This is a genomic window from Mobilicoccus caccae (assembly GCF_030161635.1).
Taxonomy (GTDB): Bacteria; Actinomycetota; Actinomycetes; order Actinomycetales; family Dermatophilaceae; genus Mobilicoccus; species Mobilicoccus caccae.
In genome coordinates this window covers 3,545,084-3,565,645 of record NZ_BSUO01000001.1, presented here as the reverse complement: position 1 = coordinate 3,565,645, position 20,562 = coordinate 3,545,084, and the positions used below count along the sequence as shown (strand labels likewise).

The window sequence follows — 20,562 nt, the reverse complement described above, 5'->3', positions numbered from 1 at the left end:
CAACATCGCACAGGGCGTTATTCATTCCGAAACACAGGATTATTCGAGGCGTCCGCTCGACCCGCCTGAATCCGGTGAGGGGCAGAGGGCGCGGGTGGCGAGGACGACGGCGGCGGAGGTCCAGGTCGAGCGCTCGATGGGCCAGCGGGCGTCATCGGGCCACACGTACCCCGTCCAGTAGGCGCCGTCCGCATCGCGCAGGTGCTGCATGTCGGCGACGAGGCGAGCCGCCTCCTCGCGGCGACCCAGCGCCGCGAGGGAGAGGGCGAGTTCGCACGTCTCCGCCCCGGTGACCCAGGGATGGTCGTCGACGCAGCGGATTCCGAGTCCGGGGACGACGAAGTCCGACCACCTCGCGTCGAGGCGGGCGTGCGCGGCCGGTCCGCGCAGGGCGCCACCGAGCACGGGGTAGTACCAGTCCATCGAGTACCGATGCTTGGGGTCGAAGATCGCGTCGGAGACCTCCGCATCGCCGCTGGTGGCGGTCGCGACCGCCGTCTCGATCCGATCGGCGACCTCGCGCCACCGCGGCCGCGGATCGCCCACGACCTCACCGAGCACCACACCGCAGCGCAGCGCCAGGCGCAGGCACGAGCTGCCCGCCAGCAGACCGCGATCGGCCGGCCCGTACGGCCCCGTCGCCCAGGCGATCGCGCCCGACGGGAGTTGCACCGCGGCCACGGCGTCCAGCGCCGCCGCCACCATCGGCCACCACCGACGCACCGCCTCGAGATCACCGCGGTCGCGCCAGTGATGCCACACCCCCACCGCGACGTAGCCGGTGAGGTTGGTGTCGAAGCCCGCGTCGACGACCTCGGGCCGGCCCTCGCGCAGCCGCCATTCCGCCGGCCACGACCCGTCGTCACGCTGGGTCGAGGCGAGCCAGTCATACGCCGCGGCGGCCTCGGTGAGGTGTCCCGTCGCGACGAGCGCCATCGCGCATTCCACGTGATCCCAGGGGTCGACCTTGCCCGCGGTGTCGCCCTGCACGTCCCACGGGATCGCCCCGCACGGCGCCTGGGTGGCCGCGATGGCTGCGCCCGTCAGCCGCAGATCCGCCTCGCTCGGCAGCCTCATCCCGGCTTGCGGGCGTAGAGCACGACCGACTTGCCGAGGACGGGGTTGAGCAGGCGCTCGGCGGTGCGCGTCAGGGCCGGCTTCTTCATCAGGTCCCACACGAGCATCGAGTGGTAGCCCTTGACCAGCGGATTCGTGTCGTTGTCGACCCCGACCGCGCACTTGAGCCACCAGTACGGCGCGTGCAGCGCGTGGGTGTGGTCGCGGCCGGTGACCTCCAGCCCGGCCTGCGTGAGCTGCCCGGCGAGGGCGTCGGCGCTGTAGATGCGCACATGCCCGCCCTCGACCTCGTGGTAGGCGTCCGACAGCGCCCAGCAGATGCGCTCCGGCCACGCCCGCGGCACGGTCACGGCGATCGTGCCGCCGGGCCGCAGCACCCGCACGAGTTCGGAGATCGCCTGCCGGTCCTCGGGGATGTGCTCGAGGACCTCGGCGGCGACGACGCGGTCGAACCGGGCGTCCTCGAACGGCAGGGCGAGCGCGTCACCCTCCACGGTGCGGGCGCCGCCCGGTGCTCCCTCGCCCTCGAGTTCCATCGCCCCGAACATCTCTGCGACACCGGCGAGTTCGGCCGCGTCCTGGTCGAAGGCGGTGACGTCGGCGCCACGTCGGTACATCTCGAAGGCGTGACGGCCCGCGCCGCATCCCATGTCGAGGACGGAATCGCCGGGGCGCAGGCCGAGGCGGGCCAAGTCAACGGTGAGCACGTGCGGCTCCTCCAGGGGTGTCTCGGGTCGGGCGGATCGGTCGGGTGCGTGGGGTGGGTCGCAGGCGACGCATCAGGCGGGTGCCCGTGGCCGGGGCCATGAGCGAGGCGGTCGTCATGGCTGCGGCCGTGAAACCCGCGGCGGGGAGGTTCGAGGCCGCGGGGCGGTGGTGCTCGGCGATGGCGCTCGCGTACGCCACCGCCGTCGCCGCGGCGACCGCCGGCCACGAGTACCGCTCGAGCGCCCGTGCCCGCCCTCCGCGGGAGAGCCGTTCACGCAGATCGGCGTCGTCGAGGACGCGGTCCAGCGCGACGGTCAGGGCCTCGGCGTCGCCCGGTGGGACGACGAGCGCGCCCGGCGCAGAGCCGTTCTCGTGACCGACGACCTCGCCGATGGCGCCGGCGTCGCTCACGACGAGCGGCGTGCCGCAGGCCATGGCCTCGACGGTGGGCAGCGAGAAGCCCTCGTACCGGGAGGGCACGCAGGCGACCTCCGCGGAGGCGATCGTGCGGGCGAGTTCGTCGTCCGTGAGGCCGTTGACGATCGTGACGACGTCGCGGAGTCCGAGTTCGGACAGGAGCCGTTCGGTGCGCCCGCCGGGCTCGGGCCGGCTGACGAGCACGAGCTCGAGCGGTGCCTGCGGATGCCGTCGGCGCCGCGCCGCGACCGCGTGCAACAGCACGTCGATGCCCTTGAGCGGGGTGTCTGCGCTGGCCATGGCCACGATGCGACCCGCCACCCGGGCCGGTGCGGCCGACGGGGTGAACACCTCCGTGTCGACCCCCAGGGGCACGACCTCGATGCGCGCGGGGTCGACGCCGAAGTCCGTCGCGATGTCACGTGCCGACGAACTCGACACGGTGAGGATGCGGCTCTGCCGGCGGGCGACGCGCTTCTGCATCCGCAGGAATCCGTACCAGCGACGCAGGGTGAGGCGGCGCCGGCCGGTGGCCACGGCCAGGTCGGTGGCGCGGTCGCGGGTGATCGGGTGGTGGATCGTCACCACCAGCGGCAGGTGCCGGGCGATGTCGAGCAGGCCGTAGCCGAGGCACTGGTTGTCGTGGACGACGTCGAAGTCCGCGAGGCGGCCGCGCAGCATCCGCGCCACCCGCAGGCTGAAGGTGAGGGGCTCGGGAAACCCGGCGGTCATCATCGTGCCGACCTCGAGCACGTCGACCAGATCGCGGTACTCACGCACGCGCGGCATGCGGAACGGGTCGGGTTCGCGGTACAGGTCGAGGCTGGGCACCTTCTCCAGACGCACCCCCGGATCGAGCTCGGGGTAGGGCTGGCCGGAGAAGACGGTGACGTCGTGACCGGCGGCGACGAGCTCGCGCGAGAGGTGCCGGACGTAGATCCCCTGCCCCCCGCCGTGCGGCTTGCTGCGGTACGACAGCAGCGCGACGCGCAGCCCCATCTGCCCTCCCGTGGGTGTCGACGTCGGCGGTCCCTCACCGGCCGCGCGAATGCCGACAGCCTACTGAACGCCCAGCTCGCGCGCGTCCTGGTCCACGGCGCCCTGGGCCTCGGCGACGATGGATCGGGCGTGGCGTTCGGCCGCTGCGGCGTCGCCGATCGTGACCGCCTCGGCGATCTCGCGGTGCCAGCGGATGGCGTCGGCGACCGGGCGTGCGGGCATGAGGTGGTGGTGGGTTCGGCCCTTGAGCGCCTCGGCGACGATCGGGGCCAGGCTCGCGAAGGCGGCGTTGCCGGAGGCCTCGAGCAGGGTGGTGTGGAACGTCACATCGTGGGCCAGGTAGGCGTCGAGGTCGCCCGCGGTGCCGGTGACGAGCATCCCGGAGGCCGCGGCGAGCAGTGTGGCGCGTTGCTCGTCGGTGGCGCGGCGGGCGGCGAGTGCGGCCGCGACGGGTTCGGTGCCGGTGCGCAGCTCCCCGATCTCCCGCAACTGGTCGAGGCGACCGGGGCCGGCAAGGCGCCACCGGATCACATACGGACTCAGGGCGGCCCACTCCGACGGTGGACGGACGGAGATCCCCACGCGCCGCCGGCTGCGCACGATGCCGAGTTGTTCGAGAACGCGGATCGCTTCGCGGACGACGCTGCGGGAGACGCCGTACCGTTCTTCCAGACGGTCGATCGAGAGCACGTTGCCGGGCGCCAGCGCGCCGGAGGCGAGGTCGGCCCCGAGGGCGTCGAGCATCTGACCGTGCAATCCGGCGGCCGTGGCGGTGAGCATGCCCGACATCGTCGCACTCGCGCTTGAGGTATGCCCACAGTTGATCCGAATCGCTTCAACGGATGCGTTTTTCCCCGAGATGTCGGCAAAGATCATATTTATAGGCCATAGTGCTGTCACTGATCACCTGACTTAGGAGGCGTCGTGTCTCGACTCCCCGGGCTCCTCACTGCGGCGGAACCCGTCCAACCGGCCTACTCCACGGGCGTGCTGCTCGGCATCGCGGTCGTCGCGGTGCTGGTGCTGCTCTTCCTCATCATGAAGGTGAAGATCCACGCCTTCGTCGCGCTGGTCCTCGTCAGCCTGCTGACGGCGCTCGCCACGCGCATCCCCCTCGGCGACCTCATGCCGACGCTGCTCGACGGGTTCGGCAGCACGCTGGCCAGCGTCGCGTTGCTCGTCGGACTCGGCGCCATGATCGGCCGCCTGCTCGAGGTGACCGGCGGCGCACAGACCCTCGCCGACACCCTCATCTCCCGGTTCGGTGAGAAGCGGGCGCCGTTCGCCCTCGGTGTCGCCTCGCTGCTGTTCGGCTTCCCGATCTTCTTCGACGCCGGCCTGGTCGTCATGCTGCCGATCATCTTCAGCGTCGCGCGCCGCTTCGGCGGCTCGGTCCTCACCTACGCGTTGCCCGCCGCGGGTGCGTTCGCGGTCATGCACGCCTTCGTCCCGCCGCACCCCGGCCCGGTCGCCGCGGGTGAACTCCTCGGCGCCGACATCGGTCTCATCGTGGTCGTGGGTCTGCTCATCGGTCTACCCACCTGGTTCCTCGGCGCCTACCTCTACGGTGTGTGGGCCGGCAAGCGGTTCGACCTCCCGGTCCCCTCGATCCTCGGTGAGGTCGAGGACGTGCCCGAACAGTCGCGGCCGTCCTTCGGTCACGTCCTCGTGCTCCTGCTCCTGCCGCTCGTGCTGATCTTCCTCAACACCGGCCTCAACACGATCGCCAAGAGCGGCGTCGTGGACGGTGACGCGACCTGGGTCCAGGCCCTGCGCCTGCTCGGTCAGACGCCCGTCGCGCTGCTCATCACCCTGCTCGTGGCCGTGTTCACCCTCGCCGGCCCGCGGCTCGGTCGCGCCGAGATCGAGAAGCTGTGCAACGACGCCCTCGGTCCCGTCTGCGCGATCATCCTCATCACCGGCGCCGGTGGCATGTTCGGTGGCGTGCTGCGCGCCAGCGGCATCGGTGAGGCGCTCGCGGGCAGCCTCGCGGGCATCGGTCTGCCGATCATCGTCGCGGCGTTCATCATCTCCACGGCGCTGCGTGTCGCGCAGGGCTCGGCCACGGTCGCCCTCACGACGACGGCCGGCCTCATCGCGCCCACCGTCGCGGCCACGCCGGGCATGTCCCAGCTCGAGCTCGCGTGCATCGTCGTCGCCATCGCCTGTGGTGCGACCGTGCTCTCGCACGTCAACGACTCCGGATTCTGGCTCGTCGGCCGGTTCCTCGACATGGACGTCAAGACCACGCTGAAGACGTGGACGGTCCTGGAGACCCTCCTCGGCGTGATCGGCTTCGCTCTGGCCTTCGCCATCAGCCTGTTGGTGTGAAGATGAACGGCATGAACTCTCCACGTCACCTCGTCGTCATGGGCGTCTCGGGCTCGGGCAAGTCGACGGTCGCCGAGGCCCTGCGCGATCGCACGGGTTGGGTCTTCGCCGAGGCCGACGACTTCCACCCCGCGGCCAACATCGAGAAGATGGAGAACGGGACTCCGCTCACCGACGAGGACCGTGGGCCCTGGCTGGAGGCCCTCACCGAGTGGATCCAGGCGCGTGAGCGGGCCGGCATGTCGAGTGTCGTCACGTGTTCGGCGCTCAAGCGCGCCTACCGCGACCAGCTACGCAAGGGCGGCCGCGACGTGGTGTTCGTGCATCTGCACGGCGAACACTCGACCCTGGAGCAGCGCCTCGGAGGGCGCAGCGGACACTTCATGCCCGCGAGCCTCCTGGACTCCCAGCTCGACACCCTCGAACCTCTCGGGGACGACGAGTCCGGGTACGTGTTCTCCATCGACCTGCCGCCGGCGCAGATCGTCGACGAGATCTTCCGCCGCCTCGCCGAACGCTGATCGCACCGCTCGTCGCCGGCCGTCCGCCACTCGGCGAACGGCCGGCGCGCGTCGGTGGCCGCGCGTGGGCGCCGTGGAATGCTGCTGCCCATCATGGAGCCCGAACTCGCCGAGGTCAGAGACTTCCTCGCCGCCCACGCCCCGTTCTCGGATCTGCCCGACGACGTCCTCGCGGCGGTGCCCGCCCGCTGTTCGCTGCGGTATCACCGGCGCGGTAGCACGATCCTGCGACCCGACGAGGTGGTCACGAGCTTCCTCATCGTCCGCTCCGGAGCCCTCGACGTGCACGACCCGGCCGGAGGTCTGGTGGAACGGGTGGACGTCGGCGGCAGCGTCGGCGTCAACGGGTTGCTGCAGCCGCCCCCGTACGGCTTCGTCGTCACGGCGGTGGAGGACACGCTCGTCCTCGTCGTCCCCGGGGAGGTCTTCCGCGATCTGCTCACCTATCCCGGCGTCTCCTCCTATTTCATGCTGCAACAAGCTCATCGGTTGCGGCAGGCCGTGGAGAGCGTCCAGATCTCCGATCACGGCGGCGCGGTGCTGCGCACGAGGATCGCCGACATGCTGGGGCGCGCGCCGGTCATCGCGCGACCCGACGCGACCGTGCGGGAGGCCGCCCGCACCATGCGCGAGGCGCGGGTGTCCTCCGTGCTCGTCCTCGATTCCACCGATCGCCTCTGCGGCATCCTCACCGACCGTGACCTGCGCAATCGCGTCGTCGCGGAGGGGCTGTCGGTCGAGGTCCCGATCGCGGAGGTCATGACGACCGATCCGATCACCCTGGAGTCCGACGCGCTCGCGCTCGAGGCGCTGCTGGAGATGCTCGGCCGCGGCATCCATCACCTGCCCGTCGTGGAGGACGGGCGTCCCCGCGGCCTGGTGACCAGCACCGATCTGATCCGGCTCGAACAGTCCAGCCCGTTGTACGTGGTGCAGGACGTGTCTCGGCAGAGCAGCCCCGAAGGGCTCGCGGCCGTGGCGCGGCGCCTGCCCTCGATCGTCGACCACCTCGTCACGCAGGACGCGTCGGCGAGCGACATCTCCCGGGTCGTCACGGCGGTGGCCGACGCGCTGCACCGCCGGCTGATCCTGCTCGCCGAGGAGAAGTTCGGGCCGCCGCCGGTGCCGTACTGCTGGGTCGCGCTCGGCTCTCAGGCGCGCTATGAGTCGGGGTTGGGCGGCGATCAGGACTCGGCGCTGATCCTCGACGACTCCGCCACGCTGGAGCACGCCACCTACTTCGCCGAGTTCGCCGAGTTCATCACCGACGGGCTCGTGCTGTGCGGCTACCCGCGTTGCCCCGGTGACGTCATGGCGACGAATCCCCGCTGGCGACAGACGGAGACGGCCTGGCGGGCGATCTTCGCCGAGTGGATCGAGAGGCCCACTCCCGACGCCGTCGTCGGCGCGACGATCTTCTTCGACATGCGGGCGCTCGCCGGCGACACCGACATGTGCGAACGGCTCCGACGCCACGTGTTGGCGCGCACGCCGCAGGCGTCGACGTTCCTCGCGCACCTCATCAAGCAGGCCGTGTTCCACCAGCCGCCGCTGGGGTTGTTCCGTGGGTTGGTGCTGGAGAAGGGCGGCCCGAACGAGAGCACCCTCGACCTCAAACACCGGGGTGTCGGGCCGGTCGCCGAGATCGCGCGTGCCCAGGCCCTGTCGGTGGGCTCGACCGCGGTCGACACCCGCGGCCGCCTCGCGGGGGCACGCAGCGCCGGGCGCATGTCCGAGAGTTCCGTCGCCGACCTGCTCGACGCGTTCGAGTTCATCTCCTACGTGCGGCTGCGCCATCAGGCGGGGCGGGTGCGCGAGGGGCACGCGCCGGACAACTTCGTCTCGCCCGCCTCGCTGAGTTCGTTCGAGAAACGCACGCTCAAGGACGCGTTCGGCGTGATCCGGCAGGCGCAGACCGCGCTCGCCCAACGTCAGCCGCTCGGATACATCTCGTGATCGGTCTGGGCCTGCGCGGCAAGCGGGAGCGTGCCCTGCGAAAGGCCGGAGCGGACTCGGCCTTGGGGCGGCACCTGGCCGTGGCGCCGCCGCGCCGCTCGACTCCCACCTCCACGGTGCCGCTGCTCGCGGTCGACCTGGAGACGACCGGGTTGGACCCCAAGACCGATCAGATCCTCTCGGTCGGGTTCGTCCCCGTCGACGGTGAGGTCGTCGACCTGTCGGGGGCGCGCGAACTCGTGGTCCGGGCCGAGGGTGAGGTGGGCCAGAGCGCGGTGGTGCACGGCCTCACCGACGACGTCGTGGCCGGCGGTCGGCCCCTGGCCGAGGTGCTGGACGTCGTTCTCGAGGCCCTCACGGGTCGCGTACTCCTGGCCCACTACTCGCCGATCGAGGAGGGGTTCCTGTCGATGGCGTGCCGGCGGATCCACGGTGCGCCGCTGGCGTTGCGCGTCGTCGACACCCTCGAACTCGAGCGGCGGCTGACGACGAACGAGTACGACGACCCGCGCGCGGGGTCGCTCCGGCTGGGGACGGCCCGCCGCGCCCACGGCCTGCCGCCGTATTCGGCGCACGCGGCGCTCACGGACGCGCTGGCGTGCGCCGAGCTCTATCTCGCGCAACGAGCGGTCTTCTCAGAACGTGGGACGACGTCCCTGGGTGGGTTGACCCGGTGACGGCGTGTCGCCGCCGTTTCGCCTCCGCCCGAACAGAAGCTTCTTCTCAGCGGCATTTCTGCCGATGGGAGATTCAGATCCTGCCCGATCACGCGCAGACCGACGGGGACGTCTTCGCGTCACCCCTGAAAGTCGTGTGTTCGTCATGTGTCGTCTTCTCGCCTACGTCGCCCCCGCGCCGTCCACCGTGTCCGATGTCATCGGCATCGAGCAGTCGGGCGCGTTCCAGCGGCTCGCCCGGCTGCACGCCGACGGGTGGGGGATCATGTGGCGCCGCGAGGACGGCCGGGTCGAGCGACGCCGCACTCCCGGTGAGGGGCACGACGACACCGACCTCACCAACGCCCTGCACGGACGCCGCGCCCGCGCGTCGGTCGCGCACCTGCGTCTGGCCACGGGCGGGTTGTCGATCCGTGAGGCCAACACCCACCCGTTCACCGGCAGCGGTGTCGGATTCGCGCACAACGGGTCCATCCTGCCCGTCGACGATCTGCGGAGTCTGGTCTCGCCGGCGATGCTGCGCGAGTGCGGTGGCACGACCGACAGCGAGATGTACTTCGCGCTCGTGCGGGAGCGGCTCGCCGACGGCCTCGACCTGGGCGACGCCGTGATCTGCGTGGTCACCGACCTGCGCGAACGCTTTCCGATCGCGAGTCTCAACGCGATGGTCCTCGGCACCGATGAACTCGTCGTGGTGCGCGCGAGCACGGATGCCATCGTGCCGCGGGAGCACTTCATCGAGCGGGGCATCGTGGACGACGACCTGCCGCCGGCGCACGACGAGGCCTACTACGACCTGCGGCTCCGCGTCGGCGCCGACGGCAGCCTCGCCTTCGCCTCCAGCGGACTGGACACCACGGGCTGGACCGACCTGCCGCGCGACTCCGTCACGGTCGTCGACATCGCGAGCGTCACCGCCCGCACCATGAGCCTGACCTGCACCCCGGTGGCCCTGCGCCGCTGAGGGCGGCGACCTGCGGGCGAGCGCGGACCCGAGAGGTCATCGGCTCGAGACGCACACCGAAGAACCGGGCTCCGGGGGTCCAAGCTCCGCGATCGAAGAACAACACCGACAACATCAATAGTGTGAGCGCGGGTAACGTCCCAGGTCAGAGGATCGCCAGAGTCACGGCAGCGTCATCCATGTAGTCGGTGTTGTTCTTCATCGGGCGACATCGGGTCGCGGACGTGGTGAACCGACCGACCCGGACGGGAACGCCGACTCGATCAGGGCGACGACCGTGGCGGGTCGGTCGAGCATGACGAGGTGGCTGCTCGGCACGACGATCTCCACGCGGACTCCGGCGTCACTCCAGGGGTGTTCCCGGCGCAGACGTGACGCGAGCTGCTGCTGCCGCTGCACCCAGCTCCGGTCGGCCCGCAGCGCGCCCCGGTCGGCGACGACGACGAGCACCGGCACGGGTGGCAGTGGGGTCTGCGTCCGGATGGTGTCGAGATCGGCGATGAGGCCGCGGTACCCGGCCAACTCCCGCAGCAGGCGACCCGCGCGCGGCAGCCGCAGCCCGTCGACGACATCCGCCGACCTCGCCGCGACCGGACGTCGGTTCGAGTGCGGGTGCGGATCCTCCTCGACGCTGGAGTCGAGCAGGACCAGCCCGGCGACGCGGTCGGGGTGCTGCCGCGCCCACGCCTCCGCCACCAGCCCCCACATCGAGTGACCGACCACGACGACCCGCTCTCCTGCCGGGACCGCCGCGAGCGTGTCGGACAGGACCCGCACCTCCTCCTCGAGCGTGACCGGACGGCGACCCACGCCATGAGCCGCCACGATCACGCGACGGACGCCGAGGAACCGCCGCATCGGCTTCCACACCCGACTCGACAGCCCGAGCCCGGCGCACAACACCAACGGCGGCGCCGCGTCCGCGCGCTCACCACCTGCGCCTGTGACCTCGGTGTTCGCGGTGTTCGCGGTGTCGGTCGTGTCCGTGGCGTCGGTGGCGCTCGGGGTCGCCATGGAGTCGGAGCCGACGGCGAACGCCGAGTCGGCGATGAACAGGCGCAGCAGCCGTGAGATGCGCATGAGCCACAGCGAGGCCCCGAGGATCTGCAGGCGTTGTGACGCGCCGATGAGGGAGTCCCACGGCGGCGTGAACGGCAGGTGGGGTCGCGCCATCTCGACGCCCAGCCACACCGAGCCCAGCAGGGTGAGGGCGCCGGCGACGATGACGAGCACCCCGTAGTGCCAGCCGGCCCGGCGCGCCACCGGCATCGCGACGGCGACCGCGACGAGGAGCGCGGCGGTCGCGACCGAGCTGGTGACGGTGTGCACCTGGTGCGTCCACGGCAGCTCGCTGGCCATCTCGGCCGCGGTGCAGGCGGCGTCGCCGGTGATCGCGCACTCCATGGGGAAGACGGCGTCGGCGACCGTCGACAGCCCGAAGACGACGAGCGACCACCACATGATCCGCCAGTACGGACGGACCTCCGGGGTGAGGCGCCGCCGCAGACGCGGGGAGAACGCGGCCAGGAACGCCCCCACCGTCACCGTGGCTCCGGCGAGCCCGTCGGTCGTGCGGTACAGCAGCGAGCCCGCCTGGTTACGGGCCGAGAGCTCACTGATGTAGGAGGAGGCCGGATCGAGCTCGGTCGTGAGGAGGACCCCTCGAGGATCCAGGCGAGGTAGAGGATCGCCCCCGCCATGATCCAGCGGGGAGCGGTGCGGTGCAGCCCCGTTCCGGCCTCGGAGCGGGTCGACGCGCTGCTCATGCGTCGCGGGAGACCTCGATGAACGCGGGCACACGATCCTTCGGGCGGCCGATGATCGCCGCCTTCTCGGCGATGAGGACCGGGCGCTGCATGAGCTTGGGGTGCTCGGCGAGGAGGGCCGCGATCTGTTCCTTGGTCGCGACGTCATCGTCGGTGAGGCCGAGCTCCTTGAACGTGCCGTCGCGACGGACCAGGTCACCGGGCGCATCCTCGAGGATCTCGAAGAGGTCGAGGACGGCCTGCTCGTGCAAGGGCGTGTCGAGGTAGCGCACCACGTCGACCTCGACACCCGTCGACTCCACGGCCTCCAAGGCGGCGCGGGACGTCGAACAACGCGGGTTGTGCAGCAGCGTCAGAGTCATGCGACCTGCTCTACCCGCCCGGCGGTGGCGAGGTCAAGGGCACTGAGGATCAGAACGACGCAGGGTTCTGAGCATCCGGCGGATTGCGCAAACCACCCGTAGCCGGACGGCGTGGGCCTCTGATACGTTCACCGTGAGTTCACCACTCACAGGATTGTGACTCCCCGCATCAACGAGGGAGGCAAGACCTGAGACGCACCTTCTGTGTGCGCCTCGGGTCTTTTTTTATGCCCGGATTCGGGCTCGACGAGAGGAACGGGACGATGGGGTCCGTCGACTACAGGACGCTGGCCGGTGACATCCTCCGGCTCACCGGCGGTGAGGAGAACCTCGCGAGTTTCACCCACTGCGCCACCCGGCTGCGGTTGAAACTCCGGGACGAGGACAAGGCCGACACGGCCGCCGTGGAGAAGCTGCCGGGAGTCATCACCGTGCGGCGCAGCGGCGGGCAGTACCAGGTCGTCATCGGTAACAACGTGCCCACGGTCTACGCGGAGATGGCGCAGCTGGCAGGCACGAAGGCCGCGACGGACGACGACCGGCCGGCGGCCAAGGGCAACATCCTCGACAGGTTCATCGAACTCATCAGCTCGATCCTTCTTCCCCTCCTGTGGCCGCTCGCAGGGGCAGGTCTGCTCAAGGCCTTCCTCGCAGCAGCCACGCAGTTCGGCTGGCTCTCCGCCGAGAGCACGACCAACGTCATCCTCGCCGCCTCGGCGGACGCCATCTTCTACTTCCTGCCCGTCTTCCTCGCGGTCACGTCGGCCAAGAGGTTCAGGGCCGACCCGTTCACGGCCATGGCCATCGCGGGCACGCTCGTGTACCCGTCGATCGTCGCGTTGGCCGAGAGCCCCGACCCCGTCACGTTCTTCGGCCTCCCCGTCGTGATGATGTCGTACACGAGCTCGCTCATCCCGATCATCATCGCGGTGTGGCTGCAGGGGTATCTCGAGCGGTGGTTGGACCGGGTGCTGCCCGGCGCGATCCGCAACTTCACCCGCCCGCTGCTCGTGCTGCTCATCATGGTCCCGCTCGTCCTCCTGACCGTCGGCCCCGCCACCACGTTGGTCGCGAACGCCGTCTCCGCCGGGGTCACGTCGGTCTTCAGTTTCGCTCCGTGGCTCGGGGGCCTCGTCCTGGGTGGCCTGTGGCAGGTCCTCGTCATGTTCGGTCTGCACTGGGGCCTGGTGCCGGTCATGCTCAACGACCTGACGACCCAGGGGTTCACCGTCCTCGGAGGTCCGATCCCCGCCGCCGTGCTGGCCCAGGGTGCCGCCACTCTCGCCGTACTCCTGCGTTCGCGCAGTGCCAAGCGCCGCGGCGTCGCAGGGCCCGCAGCCCTGTCCGGGATCCTCGCCGGTGTCACCGAGCCCGGCATCTACGGCGTCAACCTGCCCCTGAAGCTGCCGTTCTACTTCGGACTCGCGGGCGGCGCCATCGGTGGTGCCGTTGCAGCCGCCGGTGGTAGCGCGAACACCGCCTTCGTCTTCCCCTCTCTGCTCGGCCTGCCTGCGTACATGCAGGTCGGCAACTTCACCCTCCAGCTCATCGGGTGCGGCCTGGCCATGGCCATCGCCTTCGTCCTCACCTTCCTCTTCGCCTCCCGTGAGGTGCCCGACGCCGACCCGGCGGGCGACGCGCCTCCCGCGCCGGTCCCGGCGGACGAGCTGCCGGCAGGTGCTGGCGTGGCGGGCTCCGATGGTGCCGCCGGCACGACGGCGACCGCCACCCGCGCGCGTGTGCTCGACCTCCTCGCCCCCATGTCGGGTCGCACGATCGAGCTCGCCGCCGTGACGGACCCGGTGTTCTCCTCCGGTGCGCTCGGCGCCGGCGTGGGCATCGTCCCCAGCGAGGGCGTCGTGCGCGCCCCCGTGGCCGGTGAGGTCCTCACCGCCGCGGCCACCGGGCACGCGTTCGGTATCCGCACCGAGGGCGGTGCCGAGGTGCTCATCCACGTCGGCATCGACACCGTGCAGCTCGACGGCCGGCACTTCGAGCCCGCCGTGAAGGCCGGAGCGCACGTCCGGGCCGGGGACATGCTCGGACGCGTGGATCTCGACGCCGTGGCTGCGGCCGGCTACGACACGACGACGATCGTCACCGTCACGAACACCGCGCAGCTCGCCGAGGTCCTGCCCGCCGCGCCTGCCGACGTCGCCGCCGGAGATCCGGTCATCGCGGTGCAGTTCTGAAACCCCCGGCGACGACATCGACCGCACACGAAAGGATCGAGCCATGACGACACCGACCTTCCCCGAGGGCTTCCTGTGGGGCGGCGCCACCGCCGCCAACCAGTTCGAGGGTGCCTACCTCACGGACGGCAAGGGCCTGTCCATCCAGGACCTCATGCCGAAGGGCATCACCGCCCCACCCACGCAGGAACCGACGCCCGACAACCTCAAACACGAGGGCATCGACTTCTACCACCGCTACGCCGAGGACATCGCCCTGTTCGCCGAGATGGGTTGGGGCGTCTTCCGCTTCTCCATCGCGTGGAGCCGCATCTTCCCGAACGGCGACGAGGAGATCCCCAACGAGGAAGGGCTGGCCTTCTACGACCGGGTGCTGGATGAGTGCGAGAAGCACGGGATCGCCCCGCTGGTGACGATCAGCCACTACGAGACGCCGCTGCACCTCGCGCGTGAGTACGACGGCTGGACCGACCGCCGGATGATCGGCTTCTTCGAGCGGTACGCACGGGTGCTCTTCGAGCGGTACGGGCACCGCGTCAAGTACTGGCTGACGTTCAACGAGATCAACGCCGTGCTGCACGCGCCGCTCATGGCCGGGGGAATCTGGACGCCCAAGGAGGAGCTGTCCAAGCAGGACTTGTACCAAGCCATTCACCACGAGCTGGTCGCGTCGGCGTCGGCCACGCGGATCGCCCACGAGATCGACCCCGACATCATGGTCGGCTGCATGATCATCGCGATGCCGACCTACCCGCTCACGCCGGACCCGCAGGACGTGCTCGTGGCCCGGGCGATCGAGCACAGCAACTACACGTTCGGTGACGTGCACTGCCGCGGGGAGTACCCCGGGTACTTCCTGCGCACGCTGCGCGAACAGGGCGTGGAGCTGGAGATCACCGAGGAGGACCGCGAGACGCTGACGCACACGGTCGACTTCGTGTCGTTCAGCTACTACGTGAGCATCTGCGCGACCGCCGACCCGAGCAAGGGCGAGATCGGGCAGGGCAACATCTTCGCCGGCGTGCGCAACCCCACCCTGAAGGAATCGGAGTGGGGGTGGCAGATCGACCCGGTCGGCCTGCGCATCGTGCTGAACGACTACTGGGAGCGGTGGGGCAAGCCGCTGTTCATCGTCGAGAACGGTCTGGGCGCCAAGGACGAACTCGTCGACGACGCCGGCGCCGACGGCGGCAAGACCGTCCACGACGACTACCGCATCGCCTACCTGAACGACCACCTCGTGCAGGTGCGGGAGGCCATCGCCGACGGCGTGAACCTCCTCGGCTACACCTCGTGGGGCCCGATCGACCTGGTCAGCGCGTCGACGGCGCAGATGAGCAAGCGCTACGGGTTCATCTACGTCGACCGCCACGACGACGGCTCCGGCACCTTGGATCGATACAAGAAGAAGTCGTTCGCCTGGTACAAGAACGTCATCGCGACCAACGGTGCCTCACTGACCTGAGCACCGGGGAGAACGACCGTTCCTCGACCCGCCTGACAACGGAGCCCGCTTTCAGACCGGAGGTCATCGCCTCCGGTCTGAGAGCTACACCCCGGTTTCGGGGAGAGTGGACGTGAGCAAGGGGAAGCCGAAGCGAGAAGGAGCGAGGGGAGGATGGGGTCGATGAAGATCCTGCGCGTCTTCAACAACAACGTCGTCCTGGCACGCGGCGGGGACGGCGGTGAGGTCGTGCTCACCGGGCGGGGGCTGGGGTTCCAGAAGAAGCCGGGGCAGGACGTCGACCCGAGCCGCGTCGCGCGCACGTTCGCGCCCACCGACGGCCGCGATGCCGACCACACCGGGCAGCTCCTCGCCGCGATCCCGACCGAGTTCCTCGAGATCGCCGAACAGGCCATGCTGGCGGTCGGGCTCGGACGCGAGGAGAATCCCGCCACGCTCGTCGCGCTCGCCGACCACCTGAGCTTCGCCGCGACGCGGGTGCGCGAGGGCATCGTCATCGACCATCCGCTGCAGGGCGAGGTCGAACACCTCTACCCCGAGGAGTACGCGGCGGCCGGGGCGATCCTGGCCCACGTGAACGAGCGCATCGACGTGACGTTGCCTCCCGAAGAGGCCGTGCCCATCGCGATGCACCTGGTCAACGCGTCGTTCGCGACCGGCGACCTCTCCCAGACGTATGCGATGACCGACATCCTGCAGCAGTTGTTCGAGGTCATCGAGCAGACCTACGGGCGCACCTTCGACACCCACACCGTCAACGCCGCCCGGTTCATCACCCACCTGCGGTATTTCTTCGTGCGGGTCAAGTCGGGGCGGCAACTCGAAGAGGGCCACGCCGCGATGCTGGCGACGTTCACCGGCGCCTACCCCGAGGCCGCCCGGTGCGCGGCGCGCCTGGCCACGGTGCTCGAACTGCGCCTGGGCGAGCGGGTCACCGCCGACGAGGTCGCCTACCTGACGATGCACGTCGCACGCCTCACCGGCGACTGACGCGTAGACCTCGGACGCGTCGCCCACTCTCTCCTGCGCCGAAACCGCCGGCTATAGCCGGCGGTTTCGGCAGATGACAGGGCCGGCGGCCGCGAAGGTCGCCGGCCCTGTCGCCGTCTCGGGTGTCAGTGCTTGCGACCGATGACGCCCTTCCAGTTCAGGCCGAACCCGAACGAGTAGTGGTGGCCCGCGGAGTCGCGGTAGGGGGTCATGTCCTCGCCGACGTCCTCGAGCTGGGCCTCGACGGCGTCCATGTCCTTCGGGCTGGTCATCGGCAGTCGGCCGCGCGGGTCGTGCTGCCCCAGCGCGGTCTCCATGAGGACCTTGTCGTTGACCGAGTACCCCACGAGGATCGCGTCCACGTGCTTCTCGAACTCGGCCGGGATGAAGCTCGTCTTGGCCTTGACGGACACGATGATCGGGATGTCGCGGCCCGTCTGCTTCTCCACCTTCTCCACCGCCTCGACGGTGTTCATCACGGCGACCAGGTCGTACTCGTTGCCGATGCGGCTGGTCTGCCCGAAGTAGCTGCGGTTCTCACGGGTGCCGTCGGGCAGGATGTCGCCGGCGATGGAGGTGCGGCGCACGTTCGGGCCGTTCGCGGTATAGGGCTTCCACTGCAGCGACAGCGGGTAGAACGTGCCGTCCTTGGTGAGGCCGGCGCCGGTGAAGTTGTCACCGTTGTCGGGGCTGCGCATGCCCGCCAGGACGATGTCGACCTTGCGCAGGTCGGGCTGGCGGTACCCGACGACCTTGCCCTTCGCGTCGAGGATCGGGGTGTCGGTGAGGACGTTCTTGAAGTAGGTCTTGGCGACCTCGACGTCGAGCGTCGGTCCGGTCACGTCGGTCGTCGACTGCGAGAAGACACTCGGGAAGCCGTAGCCGGTCGAGCTCGGGATGTAGACCGTCTTGTTCTTGTAGGCCGCGAGCGAGGACTTCCTGATCGTCCGCTTCGCGTTCTTCAACATGACGACGGAGTCGAGCTGCGCCGCGATACCGGCCTCCACCTTGTCCCGGCTCGCCACGACGCTCATCGAGTTCGCCAGGTCGAGGTAGGGGTGCTCGAACAGGCCGGGCGCGAACAGCATCCGCAGGATGCGCTCACCGGACTGCCGGAACCGGGCGTCGGCCGAGAGCGCGTTCTTGCCGGCCTCGTGGTCCTTCTGCCAGAGGTCGTAGGCGGCGAGCACGGGCGCCTTGTCGTTGTTGCCGCCGTACATGTCGACGCCGGCCTTGAGCACCGCGTAGTGACGCTCGACGACGCTCGCCTTCTCCATGCCCCAGGCCATGCCGAAGGGGAGTTCGGGTCGGTGTACCCGCGGGTCACGCCCCAGTCGGTGCAGATGACGCCGTCGTAGCCCTCGGTGCGCAGCGCGTCGATCTTGACCTTGTCATAGGCCGAACCGACCCGGTTGCCGGTGAGCGGTTCGCCGTCCTTGTCGATGGCGATCGAGTACGAGCTCATCACCGCGAGTGAGTCCTTGGCGGCGAGGAAGGGGAGCATGTGCTCGCGGTAGTTGTCGCCGGGGTACACGGCGTACTTGCCGGCGTTGAGGTGCGCCTCGCGCCCACCCTCACCGGCGCCGTCGCCCGGCCAGTGCTTGATCATCGTGGCGATGGACTCCGGGCCCCAGCCGGTGGAGTGCCCGTAGGAGTCGTAGGTGTTCTGCGACCCGTCGACGTACGCCTTCGCCATCCGTGAGGCGTGCGCGGCGTTCTCCCCGAACGTGCCGTCGACGCGCAGCCACCGCGGCTCGGTCGCGAGGTCGATCTGCGGCCCGAGGGCGGTGGTGATGCCCATCGCGCGGTACTCCGCGGAGGAGGTCTTGGCGAATCTGAGCATGGTCTCGGGGTCGAAGGTCGCCGCCAGGCCGAGGTTGCTCGGCCACCGGGAGATGTCGGTGCCGGCCGCGTTGTAGGCGGTGTCCTGCGCCGCCGTCGAGCGCGGGTCGGAGGAGAAGTTGACCGGCACGTACGGCAGCCCGGCCTTGGCCTGCGCCTCGGCGAACTTCTGCATCGCGTTGACCCAGGTGACGTTCGCCTTCACGTCGTTGGGTCCGGCGTTGAGGACGTTGCGCAGTTGGTCCTGGGCGAGGTACGTGCGCTGGGCGTCGGTCAGGCCGGCCGCCGGGTCGCGCTCGTGGGAGCTGAACAGCATGAGCCCGGCGATCTGCTCCTTCGTCAGCTCCTGCGCGAGCGCGGCCGCGCGGACGTTCACCGGCTGCCGCCAGTCCTCCCATACATCGAGGCGACGGTTGGCGTTCATGTCCTTGAACGCCAGGCGCGCCGTGGGCGTCGTCACCTCCAGCAGCGTGACCGCCCCACCGGGGACGTAGCTGAGGGTGGCGCCGCCGCCGGGGTTGGTGACGACCGCGAACGAGGTCTTGCCGTCGGAGACGGCGCGGGTCGCCGGGCCGGGCAGATCGGCCGCGGAGGCGACGGGGGCCAGCGGAGCGAGGACTCCGGTGACCGTGAGGGCTCCCGCCGCGGCCGCCGCGATGGTGCGAAGAATGCGCATGGGCACGTCCTTCCATCCTGTTCACAGGGGTGTGGAAGGTGTCGTGTCCTGCGCGAGCGGGGCGGCGCCACCACCGGCAGGGCGGAGTGGGGCGTCCCACGTGCGACGTCCGGTCCGGCTCCGTCCACGATGACGAAGCTCACTCTGGCAGTGGCGAATCCGTGACGGCGCACATCGAGCGATGCGAGTTGTCGGATTTTTGGGCAAAGCGGGCGTTGCACAATGTCGCCCGCTCTGCTCAGAGCGGGCGACCGTACGGAGGCGACGCTCAGATCAGGTGCAACTTCTCCGCCTGCTCGGTGAGTTCGGCGCGGAAGTCGGGGTGGGCGATACCGATGAGGGCGCGGGCGCGCTCGCGGGCGGACAGGCCGCGCAGGCGCACCACGCCGAACTCGGTGGCGACGTGGTCGATGTCGTTCTTGCTGGTCGACACGTGCGTGCCCGGGGAGAGGGTGGGCACGATCCGCGAGATCGTGTCGCCCTTGGCCGTCGAGGGCAGCACGATGAACGCCTTGCCGCCACGCGACCGGTTGGAGGCGCGCACGAAGTCCGACTGGCCACCGGTGCCGGAGTAGGGCTTGACGCCGAGGCTCTCGGAGCCGCACTGCCCGAGCAGGTCGATCTGCATGGTGCCGTTGATCGAGTGCAGGTTGTCGTGCGAGCCCGCGAGGTAGGGGTCGTTGGTGATGTCGACCGGGTGCATCTCCAGGGCGGGGTTGTGGTCCATGTAGTCGTACAGCTTGCGGGTGCCCAGGCCGAACGTCGCCCTCATCGAGCCCGGCGACACGTTCTTGCGCCGGTTGGTCACGACTCCCGCCTCCACCAGGGAGAGGATGCCGTCGCCGATCATCTCGGTGTGGACGCCGAGGTCGCGCTTCTCGAGCAGTTGCATGACGACGGCGTCGGGGATGCCGCCGTACCCGATCTGCAGGGTGGCGCCGTCGGGGATGAGGTCGGCGACGTGCCCGGCGATCGCCTCCTGCACCGGGCCGATCGTCGGCAGACCGACCTCCAGCAGCGGGCGGTCGTCCTCGACGATCGCGTCGACCTGGTCGATGTGCACGTGGCAGTGGCCGTAGCAGTAGGGCACGCCCGGGTTGACCTCGAGGATGACCACCTTGGCCCGCTCCAGCGCCGCCATCGTGTAGTCCGGGGTGAGGCCGATGGAGAAGTAGCCGTGCTTGTCCATCGGCGAGGCCATCGCGACCACGACGTCGGCCGGCAGCAGCCCCTCGCGGAACAGCGCGGGCATCTCGCTGAAGTAGGAGGGGTAGTAGTCGACCCAGCCCGCCTGCGCGCCGGGTCGGGTCGGGCCGCCGAGGAAGTACGCGACGTGGCGGACGTGCTCGACCGTGTCGGGGTCGAGGTAGCCGAACGGACGCAGCGGCAGGATCTGGGAGACGGTGACTCCGCGGAATTCGGTGCGGTTCTCCGACAGCGCCTCGAGGATGGTCGGCGGCTCGCCCACACCGGTCGGGGCGACGATCGCCGACCCGTTCTCGATGAGGTCGACCGCGTCTCCGGCCTCCCGGAGTTTGGCGGAGTACTGCTGCTGCGCGGTCATCGTCGACCTCCAGGCTCGAGCGGCGATTCGTGAGAACTCACCCCGACACTAGCGG

At 70.0% G+C, this 20,562-nt stretch carries 17 protein-coding genes; 8 read left to right on the top strand and 9 right to left on the bottom strand.

The annotated features are described in order from the left end of the window. Positions 1–39 precede the first annotated feature (39 nt). Genes QQK49_RS17440 through QQK49_RS17425 form a run of 4 tightly spaced genes read right to left on the bottom strand, consistent with a single transcriptional unit; the run spans position 40 to position 3,981 of the window. On the bottom strand, positions 40–1,077 hold the full coding sequence (locus tag QQK49_RS17440; protein WP_284305068.1) for a prenyltransferase: 1,038 nt from the start codon (positions 1,075–1,077) through the stop codon (positions 40–42). After that, the gene (locus QQK49_RS17435) at positions 1,074–1,784 is read right to left on the bottom strand and encodes a class I SAM-dependent methyltransferase (protein ID WP_284305067.1); all 711 of its coding nucleotides are present in this window, start codon (positions 1,782–1,784) and stop codon (positions 1,074–1,076) included. Before QQK49_RS17435 ends, QQK49_RS17440 begins: the two co-directional genes overlap by 4 nt. Beyond that, entirely contained in the window at positions 1,771–3,201 is a 1,431-nt protein-coding gene (locus QQK49_RS17430) for a glycosyltransferase family 4 protein (protein WP_284305066.1), read from the bottom strand. Before QQK49_RS17430 ends, QQK49_RS17435 begins: the two co-directional genes overlap by 14 nt. Positions 3,202–3,261: 60 nt before the next feature. After that, positions 3,262–3,981 (bottom strand): FadR/GntR family transcriptional regulator, encoded by a 720-nt coding sequence (locus QQK49_RS17425; protein WP_284305065.1) that lies wholly within the window; start codon positions 3,979–3,981, stop codon positions 3,262–3,264. 144 nt (positions 3,982–4,125) lie between these two features. Between QQK49_RS17425 and QQK49_RS17420 the strand changes: the two genes are divergently transcribed. From QQK49_RS17420 to QQK49_RS17400, 5 genes are all read left to right on the top strand, one after another. Further along, complete coding sequence (locus QQK49_RS17420) at positions 4,126–5,532, top strand: GntP family permease (protein ID WP_284305064.1); 1,407 nt, start codon at positions 4,126–4,128, stop codon at positions 5,530–5,532. 11 nt (positions 5,533–5,543) lie between these two features. Next, positions 5,544–6,053 carry a gluconokinase gene (locus QQK49_RS17415; RefSeq protein ID WP_284305063.1) on the top strand — a complete coding sequence of 170 codons (510 nt, stop codon included), beginning with the start codon at positions 5,544–5,546 and terminating at the stop codon, positions 6,051–6,053. Between the two features lie 78 nt (positions 6,054–6,131). Then, positions 6,132–8,009, top strand: a complete 1,878-nt coding sequence (locus QQK49_RS17410) for a DUF294 nucleotidyltransferase-like domain-containing protein (protein WP_284305061.1) — start codon at positions 6,132–6,134, stop codon at positions 8,007–8,009. Then, a complete protein-coding gene (locus tag QQK49_RS17405) occupies positions 8,006–8,686 on the top strand; it encodes an exonuclease domain-containing protein (protein WP_284305060.1) in 681 nt (226 codons plus the stop codon). The genes QQK49_RS17410 and QQK49_RS17405 overlap by 4 nt, the downstream gene beginning before the upstream one ends. Positions 8,687–8,831: 145 nt before the next feature. Then, on the top strand, positions 8,832–9,650 hold the full coding sequence (locus tag QQK49_RS17400) for a class II glutamine amidotransferase (RefSeq protein WP_284305058.1): 819 nt from the start codon (positions 8,832–8,834) through the stop codon (positions 9,648–9,650). A 198-nt stretch (positions 9,651–9,848) separates the two neighbouring features. Here QQK49_RS17400 and QQK49_RS17395 read toward each other — a convergent pair whose 3' ends face one another. Beyond that, positions 9,849–11,450 carry an alpha/beta fold hydrolase gene (locus tag QQK49_RS17395; protein ID WP_284305057.1) on the bottom strand — a complete coding sequence of 534 codons (1,602 nt, stop codon included), beginning with the start codon at positions 11,448–11,450 and terminating at the stop codon, positions 9,849–9,851. Next, the gene (locus QQK49_RS17390) at positions 11,413–11,778 is read right to left on the bottom strand and encodes an ArsC/Spx/MgsR family protein (protein WP_284305056.1); all 366 of its coding nucleotides are present in this window, start codon (positions 11,776–11,778) and stop codon (positions 11,413–11,415) included. Before QQK49_RS17390 ends, QQK49_RS17395 begins: the two co-directional genes overlap by 38 nt. Before the next feature lie 263 nt (positions 11,779–12,041). Here QQK49_RS17390 and QQK49_RS17385 point away from each other — a divergent pair, with 263 nt between their 5' ends. The 3 genes from QQK49_RS17385 (at position 12,042) to QQK49_RS17375 (ending at position 16,425) form a co-directional block, all read left to right on the top strand. Further along, positions 12,042–13,970 carry a beta-glucoside-specific PTS transporter subunit IIABC gene (locus tag QQK49_RS17385; RefSeq protein WP_284305055.1) on the top strand — a complete coding sequence of 643 codons (1,929 nt, stop codon included), beginning with the start codon at positions 12,042–12,044 and terminating at the stop codon, positions 13,968–13,970. A gap of 43 nt (positions 13,971–14,013) precedes the next feature. Continuing rightward, positions 14,014–15,435 carry a glycoside hydrolase family 1 protein gene (locus tag QQK49_RS17380; RefSeq protein WP_284305054.1) on the top strand — a complete coding sequence of 474 codons (1,422 nt, stop codon included), beginning with the start codon at positions 14,014–14,016 and terminating at the stop codon, positions 15,433–15,435. A 162-nt stretch (positions 15,436–15,597) separates the two neighbouring features. Next, positions 15,598–16,425, top strand: a complete 828-nt coding sequence (locus QQK49_RS17375; RefSeq protein ID WP_284305053.1) for a PRD domain-containing protein — start codon at positions 15,598–15,600, stop codon at positions 16,423–16,425. 125 nt (positions 16,426–16,550) lie between these two features. On the opposite strand, the gene QQK49_RS17370 is transcribed toward QQK49_RS17375, so the two are convergent. The 3 genes from QQK49_RS17370 to QQK49_RS17360 form a co-directional block, all read right to left on the bottom strand. After that, complete coding sequence (locus QQK49_RS17370) at positions 16,551–16,901, bottom strand: glycoside hydrolase family 3 C-terminal domain-containing protein (RefSeq protein ID WP_284305946.1); 351 nt, start codon at positions 16,899–16,901, stop codon at positions 16,551–16,553. Positions 16,902–17,455: 554 nt separating this feature from the next. Then, the gene (locus QQK49_RS17365) at positions 17,456–18,943 is read right to left on the bottom strand and encodes a glycoside hydrolase family 3 N-terminal domain-containing protein (RefSeq protein WP_284305052.1); all 1,488 of its coding nucleotides are present in this window, start codon (positions 18,941–18,943) and stop codon (positions 17,456–17,458) included. A gap of 268 nt (positions 18,944–19,211) precedes the next feature. Beyond that, complete coding sequence (locus tag QQK49_RS17360; RefSeq protein WP_284305051.1) at positions 19,212–20,507, bottom strand: acetyl-CoA hydrolase/transferase family protein; 1,296 nt, start codon at positions 20,505–20,507, stop codon at positions 19,212–19,214. Between the last annotated feature and the right edge of the window lie 55 nt (positions 20,508–20,562).